The 22,035-nt window shown below is 69.2% G+C and carries 18 protein-coding genes; 10 read left to right on the forward strand and 8 right to left on the reverse strand.

Features of this window, described 5'->3' with window-relative positions:
• The first annotated feature begins 8 nt into the window (after positions 1-8).
• A complete protein-coding gene (locus ABIC90_RS04100) occupies positions 9-482 on the forward strand; it encodes an Lrp/AsnC family transcriptional regulator (protein ID WP_354352768.1) in 474 nt (157 codons plus the stop codon).
• A 45-nt stretch (positions 483-527) separates the two neighbouring features.
• Here ABIC90_RS04100 and mltA read toward each other — a convergent pair whose 3' ends face one another.
• Positions 528-1,676, reverse strand: a complete 1,149-nt coding sequence (gene mltA, locus ABIC90_RS04105; RefSeq protein WP_354352769.1) for a murein transglycosylase A — start codon at positions 1,674-1,676, stop codon at positions 528-530.
• Between mltA and ABIC90_RS04110 the strand changes: the two genes are divergently transcribed.
• The 3 genes from ABIC90_RS04110 to ABIC90_RS04120 all read left to right on the forward strand — a co-directional run bounded on the left by ABIC90_RS04110 (position 1,675) and on the right by ABIC90_RS04120 (position 3,341).
• The gene (locus tag ABIC90_RS04110) at positions 1,675-1,836 is read left to right on the forward strand and encodes a hypothetical protein (protein WP_354352770.1); all 162 of its coding nucleotides are present in this window, start codon (positions 1,675-1,677) and stop codon (positions 1,834-1,836) included. The genes mltA and ABIC90_RS04110 overlap by 2 nt on opposite strands.
• Before the next feature lie 198 nt (positions 1,837-2,034).
• Positions 2,035-2,694, forward strand: a complete 660-nt coding sequence (locus ABIC90_RS04115) for an OmpA family protein (RefSeq protein WP_354352771.1) — start codon at positions 2,035-2,037, stop codon at positions 2,692-2,694.
• Positions 2,695-2,777: 83 nt separating this feature from the next.
• Entirely contained in the window at positions 2,778-3,341 is a 564-nt protein-coding gene (locus tag ABIC90_RS04120; protein WP_354352772.1) for an OmpA family protein, read from the forward strand.
• Positions 3,342-3,345: 4 nt separating this feature from the next.
• Here ABIC90_RS04120 and ABIC90_RS04125 read toward each other — a convergent pair whose 3' ends face one another.
• From ABIC90_RS04125 to ABIC90_RS04140, 4 genes are read right to left on the reverse strand one after another with little or no spacing between them, the layout of a single operon-like run.
• Positions 3,346-3,972: a response regulator transcription factor gene (locus tag ABIC90_RS04125; RefSeq protein WP_354352773.1), complete on the reverse strand. Its 627-nt coding sequence runs from the start codon at positions 3,970-3,972 to the stop codon at positions 3,346-3,348.
• A 34-nt stretch (positions 3,973-4,006) separates the two neighbouring features.
• A complete protein-coding gene (locus ABIC90_RS04130; RefSeq protein ID WP_354352774.1) occupies positions 4,007-6,076 on the reverse strand; it encodes a two-component system sensor histidine kinase NtrB in 2,070 nt (689 codons plus the stop codon).
• Positions 6,077-6,086: 10 nt separating this feature from the next.
• Entirely contained in the window at positions 6,087-6,902 is an 816-nt protein-coding gene (locus tag ABIC90_RS04135; RefSeq protein ID WP_354352775.1) for a carbon-nitrogen hydrolase family protein, read from the reverse strand.
• Positions 6,899-11,113: a YhdP family protein gene (locus tag ABIC90_RS04140; RefSeq protein WP_354352776.1), complete on the reverse strand. Its 4,215-nt coding sequence runs from the start codon at positions 11,111-11,113 to the stop codon at positions 6,899-6,901. The genes ABIC90_RS04135 and ABIC90_RS04140 overlap by 4 nt, the downstream gene beginning before the upstream one ends.
• A 25-nt stretch (positions 11,114-11,138) precedes the next feature.
• Between ABIC90_RS04140 and glnE the strand changes: the two genes are divergently transcribed.
• The gene (glnE, locus tag ABIC90_RS04145; protein WP_354352778.1) at positions 11,139-13,946 is read left to right on the forward strand and encodes a bifunctional [glutamate--ammonia ligase]-adenylyl-L-tyrosine phosphorylase/[glutamate--ammonia-ligase] adenylyltransferase; all 2,808 of its coding nucleotides are present in this window, start codon (positions 11,139-11,141) and stop codon (positions 13,944-13,946) included.
• A gap of 124 nt (positions 13,947-14,070) precedes the next feature.
• Positions 14,071-15,216: a septal ring lytic transglycosylase RlpA family protein gene (locus tag ABIC90_RS04150; protein ID WP_354352779.1), complete on the forward strand. Its 1,146-nt coding sequence runs from the start codon at positions 14,071-14,073 to the stop codon at positions 15,214-15,216.
• 9 nt (positions 15,217-15,225) lie between these two features.
• On the opposite strand, the gene ABIC90_RS04155 is transcribed toward ABIC90_RS04150, so the two are convergent.
• The 3 genes from ABIC90_RS04155 to ABIC90_RS04165 form a co-directional block, all read right to left on the reverse strand.
• A complete protein-coding gene (locus ABIC90_RS04155) occupies positions 15,226-15,687 on the reverse strand; it encodes a carboxymuconolactone decarboxylase family protein (RefSeq protein ID WP_354352780.1) in 462 nt (153 codons plus the stop codon).
• Between the two features lie 87 nt (positions 15,688-15,774).
• Complete coding sequence (locus ABIC90_RS04160; protein ID WP_354352781.1) at positions 15,775-16,659, reverse strand: RNA polymerase sigma-70 factor; 885 nt, start codon at positions 16,657-16,659, stop codon at positions 15,775-15,777.
• A gap of 104 nt (positions 16,660-16,763) precedes the next feature.
• A complete protein-coding gene (locus ABIC90_RS04165) occupies positions 16,764-17,621 on the reverse strand; it encodes a ferritin-like domain-containing protein (RefSeq protein ID WP_354352782.1) in 858 nt (285 codons plus the stop codon).
• A 130-nt stretch (positions 17,622-17,751) separates the two neighbouring features.
• Here ABIC90_RS04165 and ABIC90_RS04170 point away from each other — a divergent pair, with 130 nt between their 5' ends.
• From ABIC90_RS04170 to ABIC90_RS04185, 4 genes are all read left to right on the forward strand, one after another.
• On the forward strand, positions 17,752-18,366 hold the full coding sequence (locus tag ABIC90_RS04170) for a glutathione peroxidase (protein WP_354353131.1): 615 nt from the start codon (positions 17,752-17,754) through the stop codon (positions 18,364-18,366).
• Between the two features lie 293 nt (positions 18,367-18,659).
• Positions 18,660-20,003, forward strand: a complete 1,344-nt coding sequence (locus tag ABIC90_RS04175; protein WP_354352783.1) for an NAD(P)/FAD-dependent oxidoreductase — start codon at positions 18,660-18,662, stop codon at positions 20,001-20,003.
• A complete protein-coding gene (locus tag ABIC90_RS04180) occupies positions 20,000-20,800 on the forward strand; it encodes a DUF1365 domain-containing protein (protein WP_354352784.1) in 801 nt (266 codons plus the stop codon). Before ABIC90_RS04175 ends, ABIC90_RS04180 begins: the two co-directional genes overlap by 4 nt.
• A complete protein-coding gene (locus ABIC90_RS04185) occupies positions 20,797-22,023 on the forward strand; it encodes a cyclopropane-fatty-acyl-phospholipid synthase family protein (protein WP_354352785.1) in 1,227 nt (408 codons plus the stop codon). The genes ABIC90_RS04180 and ABIC90_RS04185 overlap by 4 nt, the downstream gene beginning before the upstream one ends.
• Positions 22,024-22,035 lie beyond the last annotated feature (12 nt).

A 22,035-nucleotide genomic window follows, 5' to 3' on the forward strand; every position in this document is an offset into this window, starting at 1 on the left:
AGCATTTCATGCAACTCGACGCCATCGACCTGCGCATTCTCGACGAGCTGCAACGCGACGGCGCGCTGTCGAACGTGGAGCTCGCGCGCCGCGTGCACCTCTCGCCCTCGCCCTGCCTGGCGCGCGTGAAGATGCTGGAGGCGAACGGTGTGATCGACCGCTACGTGGCGCTCGCGAGCGCCAAGGCGCTGGGCCTAGGGCTCAACGTGTTCATCTCGATCAGCCTCACGACGCAAAGCAAGCAGTCGCTCTTCGATTTCGAGCAGCGCATCGCCGAGCACGACGAGGTGATGGAGTGCTACCTGATGACCGGCGACAGCGACTACCTGATCCGCATCGCGGTGGCCGACATGGCGGCGCTGGAGCGGTTCATCATGGAACAGCTCACGCCGATTCCGGGCATCGAGAAGATCCGCTCCAGCTTTGCGCTCAAGCAGGTCCGATACAAAACGGCGCTGCCGTTGCCGGCAGCGCCGTCCTGAATTGGTCGGCTCCCGGTTTGCGCCTCAGGGCCGATCAAGCCCCGCTCAAGGCGCGGGCAGTTGCCTCGGCCACAGCGCCCACAGGCGCAGCGGCTGGTTCACGCTGGCCGCCAGTCGGCCGGCGTCGGGGCCGGTGCCCGCGAAGTAATCGGCGCGCACCGCTCCGAGAATCGCGCTGCCCGTGTCCTGCGCCACCACGAGCTTCTGCAGCTGCGCGCTCGGCCCGCTCGACGCGAGCCACACGGGCGTGCCGTAGGGAATGCTCTCGCGGTCGACCGCGATGGAGCGCCCGGCGGTCAGCGGCACGCCCTGCGCGCCGCGCGGGCCGAAGGCGGCATCGAGCTCGCTCATCACCTCCTCGCGGAAGAACACGTAGCGCGGATTGCTCCACAGGAGCTGCGACACGCGCTGCGGGTTCTGCGCCGCCCAGGCCTTGGTGTCGTCGGGCCACTTGCCGACCTTGCTCACGCCCTGGCTCATGAGCCACTGCTGCACGCTGCGGTAGGGCTGCTCGTTGGTGGCGGCGAAGGCCACGCGCACGGTGTGCTGGTAGCCGTTGGCCTCGGTGATGCGCAGGCGCCCGGAGCCCTGGATGTGCAGCATCAGCGCATCGATGGGGTCGGCCATCCAGGCGATTTCGCGGCCACGCAACGCGGCCTGCGCCTCGGGCAGGGTGTCGATTTCCTGGCGCGTGTACCAGGGGCGCTTGGGCACCAGCCCCTGGGGCGCCTGATAAAGCGGGACGCTGAATGCGGCGGTGGGCACGCGCGAGGCTTCGTACACCGGCTCGTAGTAGCTGGTGAGCTTGCCTTCGCTCTGGCCGCTCAGCGATTCGACGCGGTAGGGCTGCAGCCGCTCGGTCATCCACTGGCGCTGCTCTTCGGGCGTGGCGATGGCCAGCTCACGCACCTCGCGGCACAGCGGCGCGAAGGCGGCGTTGGGGCGCGCGCAGTTGGCCAGCAAGGCGATCCAGGCTTCGTGCAGCGGGTCTTCGCTGAAGCCCGGAAGCTCCGCCCAACCCACGGGCACCCAGCGGCTCTTGGGGTGCGCGAGGGAGCCGGTGAGCGGCCCGAGATCGCGCGGCGGGGTGACGGCGGGGCGGGTGGGGGCGTCGGGCACGCGGGGGCCGACGGAACAGCCGGCGAGCGTTGCTACGATCACAAGCCCGACCAGCCACTGGAGTCCATTTCTCATGGGTTTGATTCTGCTTGAAGCCCTCGCCGCGGGACTCGTGTTCATCTTGATCATCTGGTGGACCATGTTCTCTGGCCGCAAAAAGGGTGAATTGCACGACGACACCGAGCCCGAAGCCGACAGCACGCCCGATGATCGAGGCCAACCGCCGAAAGCGTGAACTGCTTGTGTAGCCCCAGGCCGCGCACCCGTGTGGGAGAAGCACCTGGTCGCTATTACTTTAGTAGCAATCATCGCAGCAATCACGGCCAATGCGGAAGGTTTTCTTATTTTCCATAGGGCCTTGAGCACGTACCATCGGGCTCTTCACCCGGCGCTAAGCTCTGCCCCGCTTGATTCAACATCGAAAGGGATCGCCATGAAAAAGTTCGTACTCGCCACCTCCGCCCTCGCCATCGTCCTGTCCGGCTGCGCCGGCGGCATGACCGACACCCAACGCAACACCGGCATCGGTGCCGGCATCGGCGCGCTGGGCGGCGCGGCCATCGGCTCGGCCACCGGCGGCAACCGCGGCGCCATCGGCACCGGTGCCGTGGTCGGCGCCGCAGCCGGCGCGCTCGGCGGCTACCTGTGGTCGCAGCGCATGGAAAACCAGAAGCGCCAGATGGAAGCCGCCACCCAGGGCACCGGCGTGGCCGTCACGCAGACGCAGAACAACGAGCTCAAGCTCGCGATTCCGAGCGACGTGTCCTTCGACGTGGGCCGCGCCAACATCAAGCCCAACTTCGCACCGGTGCTCGACCAGTTTGCGAGCGGCCTGCGCAACAACCCGAATGCCGAGGTGCGCATCATCGGCCACACCGACAGCACCGGTTCGGACGCCATCAACAACCCGCTGTCGGTCGACCGTGCCGCCAGCACGCGCGACTACCTGGTCGCACGCGGCGTGAACGCGGCGGCTTTCCGCATCGAAGGCCGCGGCTCGCACGAGCCGGTGGCCGACAACAACTCCGACGCCGGCCGCGCACAGAATCGCCGCGTCGAAATCTACGTGGGCGAGCGCGCTCCGCGCGGCTGAAGCGCGCGCCCGACGGAGAAACCGGCCGCATCGTACGGCCGGGTCCCGTGATTGTTTCAATGGTTCATACAGAGGGAAAACTCATGAGGAAGCTTCTTGTCTCGGGTGCAGCTGCGGCTGCTTTGATGTTCATCGCGGGCTGCGCTTCGCAGTCGACGCCGCCGGCCAAGGCCGACACGACCGCCCAGGCGGCCGCGCCAGCCAACAGCTGGACCGCGCGCCTGGCCGCGCTGAAGACCGACCTCGAGGCCTCGACCAAGGGCACGGGCGTGGTGATCGAGCAGACCGCCGACAACCAGCTGCACCTGATCATTCCCAATGAGTTGTCCTTCGACATGGGCCGCTCCAACGTCAAGCGCAACCTCGCGCAGGTGCTCGACAAGGTCGCCGAAGGCCTGAAGACCGCCACCGCCGCCAGCGTGCGCGTGGTGGGACACACCGATGCCACCGGCAGCGAGGAAGGCAACGAGCGCCTGTCGGTGAGCCGCGCCGACAGCGTGCGCAACCACCTGGTGGGCCGCGGCGTATCGACCACCGCCATCACGACCGACGGTCGCGGCGCGCGCGAACCGCTGGCCGACAACAACACCGCCGCCGGCCGCGCCCAGAACCGCCGCGTCGAGATCTTCGTCGCGGAAAAGGTCTGACCTTCTAGAGGTCTCTCAGGCGGTTGGCGAGCTCGACGGCCGACTTCACTTCCATCTTCTCGAACACGCGCGCGCGGTGGACCTCCACCGTGCGCACGCTGATGGCCAGCTGGTCGGCGATCAGCTTGTTCGGCAGTCCCTCGACCACCAGCCGCATCACGTCGCGCTCGCGGTCGGTCAGTTCGGCCACGAGCCCCGCCAGACTGCGCCGCGCACGCTGCACCTGGAGCGAGCGCAGCGAGGCCTCCAGCGCCTGCTCGATGCGGTCGACCAAGGCGTTGTCCGAGAACGGCTTCTCGCAGAAATCGAAGGCCCCGCGCTTGACCGCGTCGACAGCGGTCGGCACGTCCGCATGGCCCGTCAAGAAAATCACCGGCATCGCCTGCAGCAGGCCGCGCTCGGCGAGCCGGTCGAACAGCACCAGCCCGCTGGTGCCGGGCATGCGCACATCCAGCAAGAGGCACAGCGGCTGCTCGGGCAGCGGGCCCTCTGCCAGGTGCTGCTCGAAGGCCTCGGCGCTTGCGAAGTGCTCGCTGGCCAGGCGGCGCGAACGCAGCAGCCAGGCCAACGCCTCGCGCACGCTGGCGTCGTCGTCCACGATGAAGATGAGCCCGTCGATCAGCGGTTGCATGTCAGTTCCAGAAGCGAAAGCCGGGCCGTACGAATCACGTGCTCGGAAGGGTAAAGCGGAAGACGGTGCCGCGCGGCCGGTTGGGCTCGTGCACCAGCACGCCGCCATGTTGCTCCACCACCGTGCGGCACAGGCTCAGGCCCAGACCCATGCCGTCGGCGCGCGTGGTGAAAAAAGGCGTGAAGAGCCGCTCGGCCACTTCCTGGCTGATGCCGCAGCCCAAGTCGGCCACCGAAAAATCCAGCCACCGCCGGGCGTCGTCGCCCCCCGTGCCGCCGACGGCCACCGCCCGCGCCACGCGCAGCCGCAGCACGCGGTTGCCCATGTTGTCGGGGCTGTCCATGGCCTGCATCGCATTGCGCGCGAGGTTGAGCAGCACCTGCTCGACCAGCGTGCGGTCGCACATGGCGGCGGGCAGGCGGTCTTCGAGCACCACCTCGATGCTCACGCCCAGTTTGCGCGCCTGCAGCCGCACCAGCGGCAGCACTGCGTCGATCAGCGCCTGCGGCGCCACGGCCTCGCGCGTGCGGTCGCGCCGGCGCACGAAGTCGTGCACGCTGCGAATCACCTGGCCCGCGCGGTCGGCCTGCTCGGCGATGCGCCTGACGGCCATCGCCACTTCGCCCTGGTCGCCCTTGGCGTTCGGCCCGATCAGGTTGAGCGAGCCGCTCGCGTAGCTGGCAATCGCGGCCAGCGGCTGGGTGAGTTCGTGGCTCAGGAGCGAGGCCATCTCGCCCACCGTGGCCAGGCGCGCGCTGGCCTGCAGGCGCTCCTGGCTGGCGCGCGAGAGCTCCTCGATGCGGCGCTGCTCGCTCACGTCGATGAAGGCGCTCATCCAGCCGGTCTGCACGCGGTGCGCGTTGATCAGCGGCGCCTCGAAGATCAGCACCGGAAAGCGCGTGCCGTCCTTGCGCATGAAGACCGATTCGAAGCCTTCGCGCGGCGGCATGCCGCCGGCCAGCCGCCGCGCCTGGCGTTGCTGGTATTCGTGCGCGAGCTCCGTCGGCCAATAGGGTGCCTCGGGCGCTTCGGGCGAGCCGGGCGCCGCGGCGTTGTCCGCCATCAGCTCCTCGGCGCTGAAGCCCACCATCTCGCAGAAGGCCGGGTTCACATAGGTGATGCGGCCCTGCAGGTCGCGCGCACGCAGGCCGGTGATGACCGAGTCTTCCATCGCCTTGCGGAAGGCGAGCGCATCGGCCAGGTCGCGCTCGGCGCGCAGCCGCCGCCGCGTGTCGCGCGCGAGCAGCACCAGCACCGACACCAGCGCGATCGAGATCGCGGTGACCAGCGCGGTGAGCATGTTGGGAAACAGGTCGGGCGCGGCACGCCAGCCGTCCACGCGCAGCATCAGCGCGGCGCCTGGCAGGTCGATGAGTTGCTGCGAGGTGAAGACGCGCGTGCCGACGCGGCGCGAGCTGCCCAGCGCCACCAGCCGCGTGCCGTCGGCCTCGGTGAACGCCACCTCCTGCCCGCGCGTGAGCGTGGGGCCCACCAGCTCGATGAGCGTGTCGCGCAGCGAATAGCTCGCCACCAGGAAGCCGCCCGTGTCGATGGGCACGCACAGCTCCATCACCTCCACACCGCCGCCGCCCGCAATGGGCACGTAGTGGCTGGGCGAATAAGCGGAGCCGCCCAGCTTGCGCGCGGCCGCGCAGGCCAGCGCTACATCGGACTGCTCGGGGCCACGGGTGGCATCGTCCAGGATGCGCATGCGGTAGGGGGTGTTGACCGCCTCGATCGGCCTCAAGCCGGCATCGCGCCATTCGAGCCTGATCCACTCGCGGTGCTCGCGCAACAGCGCGGCCGCGGCCTCGGCCCATTGCGTGCGGTCCACGCCCGGCGACTGCGTGGCGCGCAGGCTCTGCGCGTTGCGCTGGAAGCCGCTGCGCAGGTCGGAGACGGCGTCGCCGGTGTCGCGGTCGAGCACGGCCTGCACCTGCTCGACCTCGTGCCGCCCTGCGAGCCAGACCACGGTGACCAGCAGCACCGACACCAGCACCGCCAGCAGCAGCCACAAAAACCAGCGCTGCCACAGCGAGCGCAGCCGCGCGAACGAGGAAAGCGCCCACCGCTGCGGCGCGACGGTCGGCATCGCATCGGGCATCGGCAAGGCCTTAAAGAACGCAGTGCGACAGCACGGGCAACTGCAGGCGCGTGCGCGCGACCTGCGCGGCGTCGATGTCGAACAGCACCACGCCCTCGTCGCTCGCCTGCTGCGCCACCACCGTGCCCCACGGGTCGATGACCAGCGACTGGCCCCAGGTCTGGCGGCCGTTCTCGTGCGTGCCGCCTTGCGCGGGCGCGACCACCCAGGCGAGGTTCTCTATGGCGCGGGCGCGCAGCAGCACCTCCCAGTGCGCGGCGCCGGTGGTGCGGGTGAAGGCGCTGGGCACCAGCAGCAGGTCGGCGCCTTGCCTGGCGAGTGCGCGGTACAGCTCGGGAAAGCGCAGGTCGTAGCAGACGCTCATGCCGATGCGCCAGCTGTGGCCGTCGCGCGAGGGCAGATCGAACACCACGGGCTCGGCACCGGGCGCGATGACGCGGCGCTCGTCGTAGCGCTCGGTGCCGTTGTCGAAGAAAAAGAGATGGATCTTGTCGTAGCGCGCCACGCATTTGCCGTCGGGCGCAAAGGCCAGCGAGCTGTTGAACACATGCTCCGCGTCGGTGCTCTCGATGGGCAGCGTGCCGCCCACGATCCACAGGCCGAACTCGCGCGCCGCATCGGCCAGAAAGCCCTGCACCGTGCCCGCGCCGGCCGTCTCGCGCAGGCCCAGCTTGTCGGTGTCGCGCGCGCCCATCATGCAGAAGTACTCGGGCAGCACCGCGAGTTCGGCACCGGCCGTGGCGGCCTCGGCGAGCAGCGCGTAGGCGCGCGCGAGGTTGGCTTCGCGGGCGATGGCCGACACCATCTGGATGGCTGCGACTTTCATTGCGTGGTCTCCGTTGTCTGGCCCTGGTTCGCGCCGGAACTCGATGGGGCCGCCCGTCCGGGCAGCAGCTGCAGCGAGCGCGGCACCTTGGCGATTTTCGGGTCGGCCCAGGTGCCCTCGATGTGGAACTCCTGCGTGGCGGCGGCCGAGAGCGGCTTGCTCAGCACCCATTGCGCGAGAAAGGTGCCGAGGCCAATGGCCGGGTTGATGGCGGTGGCCACCAGCGCGGCGGTGCCGGCGGTGATCTCGGGCACCACCACCACGCGCAGGTTCTGCGTCTCGCGCACGATGTCGGCCGAGCCGTCCATGAGCGCGGCGGCGTTGACGCCCTTCATCTGCAGGTTGTTGGTGCTCGCTATGCCCTTGTCGATCTTGGCGTTGCCGCGAACGAAGTCGAAGGCGAAGCCCTGGCTGAACACATCCCTGAAGTCCAGCGTGAGGCGGCGCGGCAGCGCCTGCAGGCTGAGCACGCCCAGCAGCTTGGCCAGACCCGGATCGGCCTTGAGGAACTGGCCGGATTCGACTTCGATCTCCAGCGCCCCGCCCAGGCTCGGGTAGTCGAGCGAGAAGGGCGAGCCGCGCCATTTGACGTCGCCTTCGAGCCGCCCCTTGCCGCGCCGCAGCACGCCGGGCATGCCGAAGCGCGTGAGCAGCTCGCCGGCATCGGCGATGTCCAGCGTGAAGGTCATGGCGGTGCGGCGCTGGCCGGCGGCGCCGCCCGGCACGGCCGCCCAGGTGCCCTTGGCCGCGAAGCTCGCCTCGGGCATGGTGAAGCTGAGCTTGTTGAGCAGCCACTCGCGGCCCTCGCCGCCGCGGTTGACCGCATCGATTTCGGCGCGGCCCAGCCGCTTGCCGAGCAGTTCGAAGTCGTCGATGACGATGTCCAGGGCCGGCAGGGTGCCGGGCTGCTCGTCCAGCAGGGTCTCGACCTGTTTCGCTTCGGCCGGCGCGATCTTCAGGCGCGCGAGCCGCGCGTAGAGCCGGCCGGCCTGGGCGTGGCGGTATTCGGCGTAGCCGCTGAGTTCGCTGGCGTCGATGTTGGCGCGCCAGAGCGTGCCGTCGCGCGTGCCGCCCAGCACCACGTTGTGCAGGGTGCGGCCGGCAATGACCAGCTCCTGCGCGCGCACCGCGACACGGCTGGGCAGGTACGCCTGCCCGGGCTCCTCGGCTTCGGAGGACGCGCCGGCGGCGCTGCTGGCGGCGTTGCCGGTGGCGGCGGCGCCCATCAGCGCGTCCCACGCGGCGATGTCGAGCTTGGCCACGTTGACGTTGGCGAGCACGCCCTTGTCGGGCAGGCTCGCGGTTTCGCCGGCGGCCAGGCCGATGCCGATGCTGCCGCTCAGCACGCGCGCCTCGGCCCCGGAGATATCGCGCAGGTACTGCACCGTGCCGATGCGGCCCAGTTCGAGCGAAAGCTGGTCCTGGGTGGCCACGGCGACGCCCTGGCGGTTTTCGCGGGCCAGCACTTTTTTCTCGATGCGCAGCGGCATCTGCTCTTCGGCGGACTTGACGAGCGGTACCGGCAGCTCCAGGGCCAGGCCCTGCAGGCTGCTGGTCAGCAGAAAGTCGGACGCGCCGTCGCGCACCGAAAAGCTCGCTGCGTAGGGCGTGCTACCGGTGGCCTTGCGGGCAACGCGCGCGAGCCATTCGGCCTCGCGCGCGTTGCGCAGGCCCTCGGCGGTGACCACGCCCTGCGCCTTCAGCGCCACCTCGCGGTTGTTCCCGGTGAAGCGGCCGCGGCCCTCCACGCGGATGTCGCCGCCCAGCAGCCTGGCCTGCACGCCGGCCAGCGTGAAGCCCGACTCGGTGAAGTTGAGCGTGCCCCTGGCTTGCGTGAGCGGCGGCCCCTCGGGCACCACCTGCAGTTCGTTGTCGGCCAGCGCCACGCTGGCCTGCACCTTGGCTTTGTCGAGGTCCTCCAGCGGCAGTTCCAGGTGCAGCTTGTAGTCGGCCGAGCCGGTGGCGCGCGCGCGCAGCATGAGCTCGCCGACCCCGCCCGGCTCGACGCCGGCCAGCGGCGCACCCACGCGCAGCACCTCGGCCAGCGGCCCCCTGGCCTGGGCATCGACACGCAGCATCGAGGCGTGGTGCGACATGTCGGCGATCTGCGCCTCGGCTTTGGTCACCTCCACGCCGCTGGCGCCGGCCAGCCGGCCGCGCGCGTTGCGCACCAGCATGCCGGCGCGCTCGAACACCAGTTCGCCCGAGACGCCGGTGAGCGCGGGCCACGCCGGCGCCGGGGTGCCGTTGCGCGCGGCTGTCGCTGATGCCGTTGCCGCTGCGGCGGCGGTGACGGGCGGCACGTAGGCATAGGTGACGTCGGCCACCTTGGCCGCGATGCGGAAGTCGCCCAGCTTCGGGTCCATGAAGGGCATGTCGTGCAGGTCGCCGCGCACGCGGAAATCGACCGTGCTGGCGGTGCCCTTGGTGACGGCGCTGCGCACGTAGTCGCGCGTGTGCTGGGGAATCTCCAGCGGCAGGTAGCGGAACACGCGCGTGCCGTCGGCGCGGGTCAGCTTGCCTTGCAGGTCGAGCACGCCGGGAAAGCGTGCCTTGCTGCTGGAGGCGGCCGGATCGCTGGTGCGCCAGGTGGCTTCGGCCTCACCCTCGGCGTCGGTGTTGGCAAAGCGCAGCTTGCTCACCTGCACCTGCATGCGGCCGTCGTCCAGCTTCCACTGCAGCTGCGTGGCGAGCGTGTCGATCGGGATGACGGGCTCCTCGAACACGCCGGGGAATTCGAGCGTGCCTTGGGCGATGGCCAGCGAGGCGGTGCCGCCGGTGTGGGTGGCGTCGAAGTCGACGGTGGCGCCGCTGAAGCCGGGGGTACCGGGGTGGGCGTGCGGGGGCGTGGCTGCTGTTGCCGCCGCCGCTGTCGCCGTTGCGCCAGGGGTGGCCGGGGCCGCGGGCGCGCCTGAAATTTCGGCCGTCTGCGATGCAACGCGCAGGCCGCTGATCCGTCCCCGCGCCTGGTACTTGTCGGGCGCGCCCAGCGAACCGGTCCAGCTCAGGTCGATGCGCTCGACGAGTCCGCGCGGCGCATAGCCGTCGAGCACGCGGTGCGTGGCCTCGCCCAGCGGCAGCCGGTCGCCGATGAGCGCCAGCGCGGCCAGGTCGAGCCGGTCGGCGCGCATGGCGCCCTGCTCGGGCGTGCGGCCCTCGGCCGGCGTGTGTCGCAGCCAGAGGTTGCCGCCGGGCCAGCGCATGCCGTCGGCCGTGTCGAACTGCAAGGCGGTGGTCGAGAACTCCAGGGTCTGCTCGCTCAAGCGGCCCGCAAGGCGACCGGTGACGGCGCGCAGCACCAGCGGCTGCAGGCCCTTGCCCAGCGAGGCATCGACCCGGTTCAGCCCCAGGTCGGCCGCGCCGCCCACGAACTGGCCGTCGTCCACGTCGGCCCACAGCCGCACCGCGCCGTTGCCCTCGCGGATGCGCGCATCGAGCGACACGTAGCGCCCCAGGCGGGTGACGTCGATGTAGGGCAGGTCGGCGTAGATCTGGCCGTCCCAGGTCTGCCAGCGGCCGGTGCGCACCGACAGCAGCGGCTGGCGGAACTGGCCCCGCAGGGTGAAGCGCTCGCCCCAGCCGGCCGGCGGCGTGGCGTCCAGGCGCAGGCCGTGGCGGCGGCCGCCGTTGCGCGCCACGAAGCGCACGTCGGTCAGCGTCAGCGGCTCGGCCTGGCGCTGCTCGTCGGTCCAGCGCACGGTGCCGCCTTCGATGACGAGTTCGCGCTGCGCGAAAAACCAGTCGGCGGCGCGGGTCTCTCCGGTGGTGTCGGTGTCCATGTGCAATCCAGCCACATGGAGTTTTCCCTGAGCGTCGCGGCGCACGTCCAGCTGCGGGCCCTCGACGTAGAGCTGCTCGAAATTCAGGCGCCAGAGCGAGCGCGGCGACACGCTCGCCACCACGCGCACGAGGCGAAGGGCCTCGCGCTTATCCGCATCCTGGAGCACCACGTCGCGCAGCTCGAAGGCGGGAAAAAGCCCCTCGGAGCGGGCGGTGATCGAGCCGATGCGCACCGGCACGCCGATGGCCTTGCTAGCCTGTGCTTCCAGGGCGCCGCGGTATTCACCGATTCGCGGCACAATCCACGCGTGTAGGACAACGACCGACAGCGCCAGCAGAAGCCACGCAGCGATCAGCAGACCCAACAGCCAGCGCGCCGTCACAGCGGTGATTTTGAGCAGACGTGAAGGGGAAGACGCCGTGTCGTTCATTGAGGGTCGCGCTGTGTCGGGAATTATGACCGTCAGCATTCAGAGGGGTTCCACGGAAACCGATAGCAGTGTGAACCAGTTGCCAGCCACATCGACGCAGAACGCGCAGGTCGCGTCCTCTTCCTACTCCCGTTTCGTCCAGCGGCTGCGGCGCAGGTATGCGGCCGAGCTTGAATTGCTTGCCCCGGGCGAGCCGAGGCGCGAATCGATGGCCGCAGCTTTCGAGGCGTTGCGCCAGCGCGGCGATGCGGTGGGCGACGCGCTGCGCATTGTCCGGCAGCTGGTGATGGAGCGGCTGGTCACGCTCGATTGCGACCAACAGGCGCCCCTTGCCGTGGTGACCACCACGGTCACAGAACTGGCCGAATTTGCCCTGGACGTCGCCTGCGCCGACGCCTGCCGCGAACTCGATGCGGTGCACGGCGCGCCGCTCGGGCCCGAGGGGCAGCGCGCGCAGCTCTGGGTGGTCGGTATGGGCAAGCTGGGCGCACGCGAGCTCAACGTGTCCAGCGACATCGACCTCATCTACCTGTACGACGTGGACGGCGAGACCCGGGGCGACGCCGAAGGGCGCGGCCGGCTCGCCAACCAGGAGTACTTCTCGCGCGCCGTGAAGCGCATCTATGCGCTGGTGGGCGACACCACCGAGCACGGCTTCGTCTTTCGCGTCGACCTGGCCCTGCGGCCCAACGGCAACTCGGGGCCCAGCGTGGTCTCGCTCGATGCGCTCGAAGAGTATTTCCAGGTGCAGGGCCGCGAGTGGGAGCGATTTGCCTGGATGAAGAGCCGGGTGGTGGCGCCGCGCGACGTGGTGCTGGCGGGCCAGGCCCATGGCCTGCGCGGCGCGGTGCTGCCCTTCGTGTTCCGCCGCTACCTGGACTACAGCGTGTTCGATGCGCTGCGCGTGCTCCACCGGCAGATCCGCGAGCAGTCGGCGCGCCGAAGCGCCGGGCGGCCCGAGCGCGCGAACGACGTCAAGCTCTCGCGCGGCGGCATCCGCGAAATCGAATTCACCGTGCAGCTCCTGCAGGTGGTGCGGGGCGGCCAGTTTCCCGAGCTGCGCACGCGGCCCACGCTCGATGCGTTGCAACGCCTGGCGCGCGCCAACCTGATGCCGCAGGAAACCGCCGACGCGCTGGCCCTGGCGTACGAGTTCCTGCGCCGCGTGGAACACCGCATCCAGTACCTGGACGACCAGCAGACCCACGTGCTGCCGGTGGCCGACGACGACCTGCGCTGGATCGCCCAGACCATGGGCCACCCCGACTGCTGCGCCTTTCTCGCGCAGCTGGACACCCACCGCGAGTTCGTCGCGCAGGAGTTCGACAAGCTGCTGGGCGGCGAGAAGCCCTGCACCGGCAAGTGCAACGGCAAGAAGGCCGCCGCCGCGCCGGCCGAACTGGTCGATCTGCTGGACGACCTGCCGCCCGTTTTTGCGGACCGCATCCGCAACTGGTGCGAAACGCCGCGCGTGCTCGCCCTGCGCGAAGACACGCGGATGCGGCTGCGCCAGCTGGTGCAGCGCACAGGCCAATGGCTGAAGGAGCCCGACGGCGACGGCGCGGGACAAACGCCGCGCCATGTGGACGCCGCCATGCGCTGGGCCGACTGGATCGAGCCGCTGATGCGCCGCGAGAGCTACCTGGCGCTGCTGGTCGAACGGCCGGCCGTGCAGGAGCGCCTGCTGCGCCTCCTGGGCGCCGCCAAGTGGCCCGCGCGCTACCTGATGCAGCACCCGGGCGTGATCGACGAGCTCGCAAGCGACGAGATGCTGTCGAGCCGCTTCGTGGCCGCCGAGTTCGAGCGCGAACTGGAAGCGCGGCACGCCTCGCTCACCCGCACCGGCGAGGCCGACGAAGAGCGCTTGCTGAACCTGCTGCGCCACGCCCATCACGCCGAGGTCTTCCGCACGCTGGCGCGCGACGTGGACGGCCGCATCACCGTCGAGCAGGTGGCCGACGATCTGAGCGCGCTGGCCGATGCCACGCTGCGCGTGACCGCCCGCTGGTGCTGGCCGCATGTGCGCAACCGGCACCGCGAGGTGGCGCAGTTCGCGATCATCAGCTACGGCAAGCTGGGCGGCAAGGAGCTGGGCTACGGCAGCGACCTGGACATCGTGTTCGTCTACGACGACGACGACGAGCGCGCCGGGGAGGTCTATGCGGCCTACGTGCGCAAGCTGATCAACTGGCTCACGGTGAAGACACGCGAGGGCGACCTCTTCGAGATCGACACGGCCCTGCGGCCCAACGGCAACTCGGGCCTGCTCACCACCAGCTTCCAGGCCTACGAAAAATACCAGCTCGGCCGCGGCAGCAACACCGCGTGGACCTGGGAGCACCAGGCCATGACGCGTGCGCGCTTCGTGCTGGGCAGCGAAGACCACGGCGCCGAACTGGGCGCACGCTTCGACCAGGTGCGCGAGGCGGTGCTGGTGGCGCCGCGCGACCGCGAAGCGCTCAAGGCCGAGATCATCGCAATGCGCAACAAGCTGCGCGGCGCGCGGCCGGTGAAGGCCGACCGCTTCGATGTGAAGCACAGCCCGGGCGGCATGGTCGATGCCGAGTTCGCGGTGCAGTTTCTGGTGCTGTCGTCGTCGGGCGCGCATCCCGAGCTGTTGCCCAACGTGGGCAACATCGCGCTGCTGTTGCGCGCCGAGCTGGCCGGGCTGCTGCCTGAAGGCGTGGGGCGCAGCGCGGCGCGGGCCTACCGGGAACTGCGTCGCGTGCAGCATCGCGCGCGGCTGAACGAGGAGCCGACGCAGGTCACGCCACCCGCATTGGCGCCCGAGCGCGACGCGATGCTCGCGCTGTGGAAGGCCGTATTTGGATGATCTGACTCACCCCCAGGCTTCGCGCACTTCGTGTCGCTTCGCCAACCCCCTCACCGGGGGCAACACCGGCGGCCCGGCAAAGCCGGTTCCGCGGTGTTTCTGGCGTGGCCAGTATCGGGAAGCAATGGCGGTGTGCGCAGTCGCGGCTGCGGTCCTTCTGGCCGGCTGTGCGAGCGGGCCACGCGGAGGAAGCGGCGGCGTAGCCAGCGGCCGCGACGGTCCCGGCACGAACATCCCGTCCGACCTGGACCGCGTGCCCGACGCCGAGCCCCGCATCGAGCCGATCCGCAGCAGCGGCGGCACCAGCAAGCCCTACACGGTGCTGGGCCGTGGCTACCAGCCGATCACCGACGACCGGCCGTTCCGCGAATCGGGCATTGCCTCCTGGTACGGGCGCAAGTTCCACGCGGCATCGACCGCGAGCGGCGAGCCCTACGACATGTATGCGATGACGGCCGCGCACAAGACGCTGCCGCTGCCCAGCTACGTGCGGGTGCGCAATCCGGCCAACGGGCGCGAGGTGATCGTGCGGGTGAACGATCGTGGGCCGTTCGTGGACGGCCGCGTCATCGACCTGAGCTACACGGCGGCGCTCAAGCTCGATCTGCTGCGCGGCGTGGCGCCGGTGGAGATCGAGCGGATCACGAACGAGGACATCCGCACGGGGGCATGGCGACGGGATTCGGGCACGGCCTATGCCGCCGCCTCGCCGGCGCCTTGGCGGGATCCCTCGCCGCAACGCATGCCGGCAGGCTCGGTGCCGGTGCCTTCGGCCTGGGTGGCGCCGGTGGCGATGAACGCCCCGGAGGCTTCGACAATGCCTGTGGTGCCGCAAACGCCGATGGCGGCCGCGGCGCCTGCGGCGCAGGCAGCTTCAACGGCTTCGGAGCCGGAGGCGCCGCCACCCCGGCAGGCCATGGTGGTGACGGACCTCGCGCCCATGACCCCGCTTGCGGCGCCGGCACCCGCCGCGACTTCGCCTTCCTCACCACCCACGGCTTCCTCGGCGGGCGCACCGTCTTCTTCCGCCGCGGCGGCGGGTTTCTGGGTGCAGTTGGGCGCCTTCCGCGAACGCGACGGTGCGGAGAGCCTGCTGAGCCAGGCGGCGCGCGGCCTGCCTTCGCTCGCGCCGCAATTGCGCGTGTTCAGCGAGGCCGGCACGCACCGCCTGCAGGCCGGGCCGTTCCCCTCCCGCAACGCGGCCGGCGAGGCCGTCGCGCAGTTGCGCGAGAGCCTGCGCATCGCGCCGATGGTGGTCGAGCGCCGCTGAAGAACAAGCTCAGTCCAGCGCCTTGGCCGCGACCGGCACGCGCATGGCGACGTTGAGGCGGTTCCAGGTGTTGATCTGCGCGATCGCCACCGTGAGTTCGGCGATCTCGAGGTCGCTGAACTGCGCCTTCAGCGCGGCGAACTCCGCATCGCGCTCGTCGTGGCTGTCGGCCAGCCGTGTGAGCGATTCCGCCCAGCCCAGCGCCGCGCGTTCGCGCTCGTTGAAGAAGCTCACTTCGCGCCATGCGGGCACGCTGTTGATGCGCTGCCATCCCTCGCCCTGCCGGCGCAGGTCGCGCACGTGCATGTCCAGGCAGTAGGCGCAACCGTTGATCTGCGAGACGCGTGTGAAGACCAGGTCGAGCAGCACCTTGCCGAGCGTGCTCGACTCGATGCTGCCGCTGACGGCCAGCATGGCGTCGAAGGACTTGGGGACGAGCTTGAACCAGTTCAGGCGGGCGGCGGTGTTCATGAAATTGCTCCAGGGTGTGGGTTGAAAAATCTGCTTCCTACCCACTGAAGACGGGCCAGCCACCGGTCCTGTGACAGCGCGAGCGAACTATCTGGCCTGAAAAAGCTGCGCGATGCGCGCGAGCTTGTCGGGGTTGCGCTGCACGCGGATGCGCACGATGCGCTCGTCCTCGATCTCGAAGGTCTGCGCCGATTCGAGTTCGCCGTCGATGAAGCGCAGCAGCCCCGGCTCGCCGTTGATCTCCGCCAGCTCCATGCGCACCGAAGCGCCCATGCGGCGCCAAAGCGAAAAGTACAGCTGCGCCAGGCGCTGGCTGCCGCGCAGCACCTTGCTGAAACTCTGGACCTTGCCGCCGCCGTCGCCGATGAGCTCGACCTCTTCGGACATCAGCGCCTTCAGGTCCTGGAGGCTGCCGCGCGCGGCCGCGCCGGCAAAGGCGCGCAGCAGGCGCTGGTGGGTTTCGCGCGACACCTGGTAGCGCGGGCGGGCGTCCTGCACCTGCGCCCTGGCGCGATGCACCAGCTGGCGGCAGGCGGCTTCGCTCTTGCCGAGGGTGAGGGCCACTTCGCCGTAGTCGGCGTCGAATACCTCGCGCATCAGGAAGGCGGCGCGCGCCTCGGGGGCGAGGCGCTCCAGCACGGCAAGAAAAGCGACGGAAATATTGTCGGAACGCTCGAGCAGCTCTTCGGGCGTGCCGGGCGGCTCGGTCAGCGTGGGCTCGGGCATCCAGGCGCCGATGTAGTGCTCGCGCTGGACCTTGGCGGCCCGCAGCCGGTCGATCGACAGGCGGGTGACGACGGTCACCAGCCAGGCTTCGGCGCTGTCGAAGCTGGCCTTGTCGGCCTCATGCCAGCGCAGCCAGGCGTCCTGCACCACCTCTTCGGCCTCGGCGACGGAGCCGAGCATGCGGTAGGCGATGCCCTGCAAGCGGCGGCGATGGCTGTCGAAGGTGAGGGTCGGGTCGTCGTCCATGCCCGATTAGACGTTTGGCGCCCGCGGGTTGTGACACCGGGCGCCCCAAAAAAATCGCCCCGGCGTGCGGGGCGATTTTGCTGGCTTGTTTGCGTGCCGGGGGGTCAGGCGCCCTGGTATTCGGGCTTGGGCCCCAGCGTGGCGCTGACTTCCTTGCGGTAGCGGTTGAGCTCCTGCACGGTCTTGAAGCTGCGGTTCATCAGGAGGCTCAGGTTGTGCAGGATGCGCTCGCCGACCTTGGTTTCCCAGACGGCGTCGAACTTGATCTGCTTGTCGAGCCAGTGCTCCAGCCAGTCGGGGTCGGGCATGCGGCTCTGGATGGTGTCGTTGGGGAACAGCGACTTGTTGACGTGCAGGTTGGTCGGGTGCAGCGCCTGGGCCGTGCGGCGCGCGCTGGCCATGAGGACGCCGACCTTGGTGAAAGCGGCACGCGCCTCGTCGCCGAACTTCTCGAGCGCACGCTTCATGTAGCGCAGGTAGGCGCCGCCGTGGCGGGCTTCGTCCTGGCTCAGCGTGGTGTAGATGTGCTTGATGACCGGCTCGGTGTGCCACTGGGCGGCGCGGCGGTACCAGTGGTTCAGGCGGATCTCGCCGCAGAAATGCAGCATGAGGGTTTCGAGCGGGGGGGCCGGGTCGAAGTCGAAGCGCACTTCGTGCAGCTCTGCTTCGGTGGGGGCGTGCTTGGGGCTGAAGCGCTTGAGGTATTCCATCAGCACCAGCGAGTGCTTTTGCTCCTCGAAGAACCAGATCGACATGAAAGCGGAAAAATCGCTGTCGTGGCGGTTGTCGCGCAGGAACATCTCGGTGGCCGGCAGCGCCGCCCACTCGGTGATGGCATTCATCTTGATGGTCTGGGCCTGCTCTTCCGTCAGCAAGGAGGCGTCGAACGACTGCCAGGGAATGTCCTTGTCCATGTCCCAGCGGACGGATTCGAGTTGTCTGAAGAGTTCCGGATAGAGCATCAAAGTCTTTCTTAGGCGACTGATTTTAGTCAGCCCGTTTGGCGCGCCCATGACAGACGCGCGATGATGCGAATACGTGCGTCGTTGCGGCACGGATGCACACCCCCCTTTTTTGAACCAGGAGCCCGCCATGCGAACCCTTTTCTTATTGTCGCCGCTCTTGCGCTGCCTGACGGCTGTTTCCCTCGGGGCGAGCCTGTTTGTCGCGCTCCCCGCAAGCGCTCAAACGACGCCCGCCGCGCCCGCGCCGGCAGCCGCCCCCGGATGCCCGGCCATCCTGCAACACAGCTTCCCCCGGCTGCAGGATGAAAAGCCCCAGAACTTGTGCCAGTACTCCGGCAAGGTGCTTCTGGTGGTCAACACGGCGAGCTTTTGCGGCTTTACCCCGCAGTACAAGGGCCTGGAGGCGCTGGACCTGAAGTACCGCGCGCGCGGGCTGGTGATACTGGGCTTCCCGTCCAACGACTTCTCCCAGGAATCGGGCTCCAACAAGGAAATTGCGGACTTCTGCGAAAGCACCTTCGGGGTGAAGTTTCCGATGTTCGCCAAGTCGTCGGTGCGCGGCACGGACGCCAATCCGCTCTTCAAGCAGCTTGCCCAGGCTTCCGGCACCACGCCCAAGTGGAATTTCTACAAGTACCTGATCGGCCGCGACGGCAAGGTCGTGCAGGCCTGGTCGAGCATGACGGCGCCGGACGAAAACGGCTTCGTGAGCGTCATCGAAAAGCAGCTGGCAACAAATTAAGACTGATCAGTTCACAGAAAGACGAATCGGTAATATTATTTACCGATGCGTCCAAATTCTCGTGAACCGAACTTCACAAACGCTTACCAACTCAGCGGGAACCGTGCTGCGGGCACTGCGCTCCTAACTTGCGTGGGTGGCAAAAACCCACAGGTTTTCATGTTGCGAGGTCTTCCGGGCGCCTGCCGTCCGGTTGAAATCCCGAGGCGATTCTTCTCCTCCTCCCTCCCTCCCTCCTTCGCGTCGGGGCGCCTCGCAGCATTTTTATATTCTGGCCGGAACGGGGGCTCGCGATGACGCAGCCCCTCCGCGTCGCCGTCATCGGTGCCGGCATCTCGGGACTGGCCGCCGCGCATTCGCTGCGCGATGCGGCCGCCGTCACCCTCTTCGAAGCCAGTGACTACTTCGGCGGCCACGCCCACACGGCAACGATCGAGCTTCCCCGCTCCGCCGCCGACCGAACCCCGGTTGCGCACGGCGTGGACACCGGCTTCCTGGTCTACAACGACCGCACCTACCCCAATCTGATCCGCCTGTTCGCGGAACTCGGCGTCGAGACGGCGTTGTCCGAGATGTCGTTCTCGGTCCAGGCCACGCGCGACAGCGGTGAGCGGCTGGAATGGAGCGGCAACAACCTGGGCACCGTCTTCGCCCAGCGGCGCAACCTGGTCGATCCGCGCTTCCTGGGCATGCTGGGCGACCTGCTGCGCTTCAACCGCCTGACCACCCGCATCGCAAAAGCTGGCACCGAAGGCGAACTGGCCCAGCCGCTCGGCGACTTTCTGGACACCCATCGCTTCGGCACCGCCTTCCGCGACTGGTACTTCCTGCCGATGATGGGTTGCATCTGGAGCTGCTCGACCACGCAGATGCTGGCGTTCCCGGTCGCCACCATGATCCGCTTCTGCCACAACCACGGCCTGATCCAGATCGCCAACCGGCCGCAGTGGCGCACCGTGCGCGGCGGTTCGCGCCATTACGTCGAGAAGATCGTCGCGGGCCTGGCCGACACGCGCCTGCGCACCCCCGTTCGCCGCATCACCCGCGCCGGCAACGGCGTGCTCGTCGCCACCGATGCCGGCACCGAGCGCTTCGACCACGCGATCCTGGCCACCCATTCCGACCGCTCGCTCGCCCTGCTGGCCGACCCCAGCCCCGCCGAGGCCGCCACGCTGGGCGCGATCCGCTACCAGGCGAACCATGCCGTGCTGCACACCGACGCCTCGGTGCTGCCGCAACGCCGCGCCGCCTGGGCCGCCTGGAACTACCAGCGCGCGGCCGCCGACGAGCGGGAGTCGGGCCGGGTCTGCCTGCACTACCTGCTCAACAAGCTGCAGCCGCTGCCCTGGGAGCAACCGGTGATCGTTTCGTTGAATCCGGTCGGTGAGATCCAGCGTAGTCAGGTCATGGCCGAATACGACTACGACCACCCGGTGCTCGACCTTGCCGCGATCCGCGCGCAGGCCGAAGTTCCTGCCCTGCAAGGCCAGCGCAACACCTGGTTCGCGGGTGCCTGGATGGGCTACGGCTTCCATGAAGACGGGCTCAAGGCCGGCCTGGTGGCGGCCGAGGGCCTGCGGGCGCACATGGCCGCGCAGGACGCACCGCTCGACGCGATGGCGAGGGCGCTGGCATGAACGGGGCGCAGGCGCTGCCGCTGATGGGCTTCGGCGAAGTCCGGCACACCCGCCTGCGTCCGGCGCGCAACGCCTTCGTCTACCCGACCTATTTCCTGATGCTGCCGATGCGCGCCTTGCGCACTCACGGCAGCGGCGTGCTCGCGCTCAACCGCCGGGCGGCGCTGTCCTTCCACGACATCGACCACGGCGACGGACGCACGCCCGAACAGGGCGGCGCGCTGGCTTGGCTCGACGGGTTGCTGGCCGCCCACCAGATCCACGATGCCGACGGCGAAGCCTGGCTGCACTGCTATCCGCGCGTGTTCGGCTACACCTTCAAGCCGGTGAGCTTCTGGTACTGCCACACGGCCGGCGGCGCGCTGCGCGCGATCGTGGTCGAGGTCAACAACACCTTCGGCGAGCGCCACTGCTATCTGCTGGACCGCCCGACCTACGGCGCGGAGCTCAGGGCGACCAAGGCCTTCCACGTCTCGCCGTTCTGCGAAGTCAGCGGCGGCTACCGCTTCCGCTTCTTCGTGGACGGCGAATTCGCGCACACCGTGGTGCGCATCGACCACGACGACGCCGACGGCCCGCTGCTGCAGACCAGCGTCGGCGGCGAACTCGGCCCGATGAACGCCGCAAGCGTCCGGCGCGCGCTCTGGCGCTACCCCGCCATGACCTTCGGGCTCATCGCGCGCATCCACTGGCAGGCCGCCAGGCTCTGGTTCAAGCGCGTTCCCTTCGTCGCCAAGCCGGCGCCGCCCCTTCATTTCGTGTCCAGCGACACCCCGCAGCAGCAGGCGAACCCATGACCCCGACCACCACCGCCTCCCCGGCTTCCGGCTTTTCGCTGCCGCAGGACGCGCCCGGCGCCGCGCGCACCGTGCTCGGCCTGCTGCAGCGCCTGGCGCACGGCTCGCTCACCGTGCGGCTGCCCGACGATTCGGTGCGCCACTTCGGCGCGGCGCCCGGCAGCAGCCCCCTCACCGCCTCGCTCACGCTGCGCAACTGGGAGGTCTGCAAGGCCGCGCTGAAGTCGGGCGACATCGGCTTTGCCGAGAGCTACATCGCGGGCGACTGGACCACGCCGAACCTGGTCGAACTGATCAAGGTGTTCATCGCCAACCGGCGTGCCATCGAAGACGTGGTCTACGGCAGCTGGTTCGGCCGCCTCGTGTACCGCGTGCGCCACCTGATGCACCGCAACAGCAAGGCCGGCAGCTCACGCAACATCCACGCGCACTACGACCTGGGCAATGCGTTCTACAAGCTCTGGCTCGACGAGACCATGAACTACTCGTCGGCCTGGTTCGAGGGCGACCTGGACAAGCCGATGCCCGACGCGCAGCGCGCCAAGGTGCGGCGCGCGCTTCAGCTGGCCCAGGTGAAGCCCGGCGACCGCGTGCTCGAAATCGGCTGCGGCTGGGGCGCGCTGGCCGAGATGGCCGCCTTCGACTTCGGCGCCTCGGTCACCGGCGTGACGCTTTCCACCGAGCAGCTCGCCTTCGCCCGGCAGCGCACCGCGGGCCTTGCGGCCGACCTGCGCCTGCAGGACTACCGGGACATCGACGACGCACCCTTCGACGCCATCTGCTCCATCGAGATGGTGGAAGCCGTGGGCCGCGAATACTGGCCGACCTACTTCCAGAGCGTGAGCCGGCTGCTCAAGCCGGGCGGCCGCGCCTGCGTGCAGAGCATCGTGATCGACGACCAGCTCTTCGACCGTTACATCGACTCGACCGACTTCATCCAGCAATACATCTTTCCGGGCGGCTGCCTGCCCTGCCCGCGCGAATTCCGCCGAGAGGCCGAAGCCGCCGGGCTGGAGGTGGTGGACGAATTCGCCTTCGGCGCCGACTACGCCGAGACGCTGCGCCGCTGGCGCGAGCGCTTCCTGGCGCAGCGCGGCCAGATCCTGCAGCTGGGCTTCGACGAGCGCTTCATGCGCATCTGGGAGTTCTACCTCGCCTACTGCGAGGCGGCGTTCTCGCAGGCGAACATCGACGTGGTTCAGTACACGCTGCGCAAGCGCTAGAGACGGCACGGC

It is taken from the genome of Variovorax boronicumulans (assembly GCF_040544675.1).
Lineage (GTDB): Bacteria > Pseudomonadota > Gammaproteobacteria > Burkholderiales > Burkholderiaceae_C > Variovorax > Variovorax boronicumulans_D.

Excerpts from the sequence above, each read along its gene's own strand:
- ABIC90_RS04130 (WP_354352774.1), bottom strand. The coding sequence starts at position 6,076 with ATGCCCGATGCGATGCCGACCGTCGCGCCGCAGCGGTGGGCGCTTTCC.
- ABIC90_RS04165 (WP_354352782.1), bottom strand. The coding sequence starts at position 17,621 with ATGCTCTATCCGGAACTCTTCAGACAACTCGAATCCGTCCGCTGGGAC.
- glnE (WP_354352778.1), top strand. The coding sequence starts at position 11,139 with ATGACCGTCAGCATTCAGAGGGGTTCCACGGAAACCGATAGCAGTGTG.
- ABIC90_RS04120 (WP_354352772.1), top strand. The coding sequence starts at position 2,778 with ATGAGGAAGCTTCTTGTCTCGGGTGCAGCTGCGGCTGCTTTGATGTTC.
- ABIC90_RS04110 (WP_354352770.1), top strand. The coding sequence starts at position 1,675 with ATGGGTTTGATTCTGCTTGAAGCCCTCGCCGCGGGACTCGTGTTCATC.
- ABIC90_RS04115 (WP_354352771.1), top strand. The coding sequence starts at position 2,035 with ATGAAAAAGTTCGTACTCGCCACCTCCGCCCTCGCCATCGTCCTGTCC.
- ABIC90_RS04170 (WP_354353131.1), top strand. The coding sequence starts at position 17,752 with ATGCGAACCCTTTTCTTATTGTCGCCGCTCTTGCGCTGCCTGACGGCT.
- ABIC90_RS04140 (WP_354352776.1), bottom strand. The coding sequence starts at position 11,113 with ATGAACGACACGGCGTCTTCCCCTTCACGTCTGCTCAAAATCACCGCT.
- ABIC90_RS04155 (WP_354352780.1), bottom strand. The coding sequence starts at position 15,687 with ATGAACACCGCCGCCCGCCTGAACTGGTTCAAGCTCGTCCCCAAGTCC.
- ABIC90_RS04180 (WP_354352784.1), top strand. The coding sequence starts at position 20,000 with ATGAACGGGGCGCAGGCGCTGCCGCTGATGGGCTTCGGCGAAGTCCGG.
- ABIC90_RS04135 (WP_354352775.1), bottom strand. The coding sequence starts at position 6,902 with ATGAAAGTCGCAGCCATCCAGATGGTGTCGGCCATCGCCCGCGAAGCC.
- ABIC90_RS04185 (WP_354352785.1), top strand. The coding sequence starts at position 20,797 with ATGACCCCGACCACCACCGCCTCCCCGGCTTCCGGCTTTTCGCTGCCG.
- ABIC90_RS04125 (WP_354352773.1), bottom strand. The coding sequence starts at position 3,972 with ATGCAACCGCTGATCGACGGGCTCATCTTCATCGTGGACGACGACGCC.
- ABIC90_RS04150 (WP_354352779.1), top strand. The coding sequence starts at position 14,071 with ATGGCGGTGTGCGCAGTCGCGGCTGCGGTCCTTCTGGCCGGCTGTGCG.
- ABIC90_RS04175 (WP_354352783.1), top strand. The coding sequence starts at position 18,660 with ATGACGCAGCCCCTCCGCGTCGCCGTCATCGGTGCCGGCATCTCGGGA.
- mltA (WP_354352769.1), bottom strand. The coding sequence starts at position 1,676 with ATGAGAAATGGACTCCAGTGGCTGGTCGGGCTTGTGATCGTAGCAACG.
- ABIC90_RS04100 (WP_354352768.1), top strand. The coding sequence starts at position 9 with ATGCAACTCGACGCCATCGACCTGCGCATTCTCGACGAGCTGCAACGC.
- ABIC90_RS04160 (WP_354352781.1), bottom strand. The coding sequence starts at position 16,659 with ATGGACGACGACCCGACCCTCACCTTCGACAGCCATCGCCGCCGCTTG.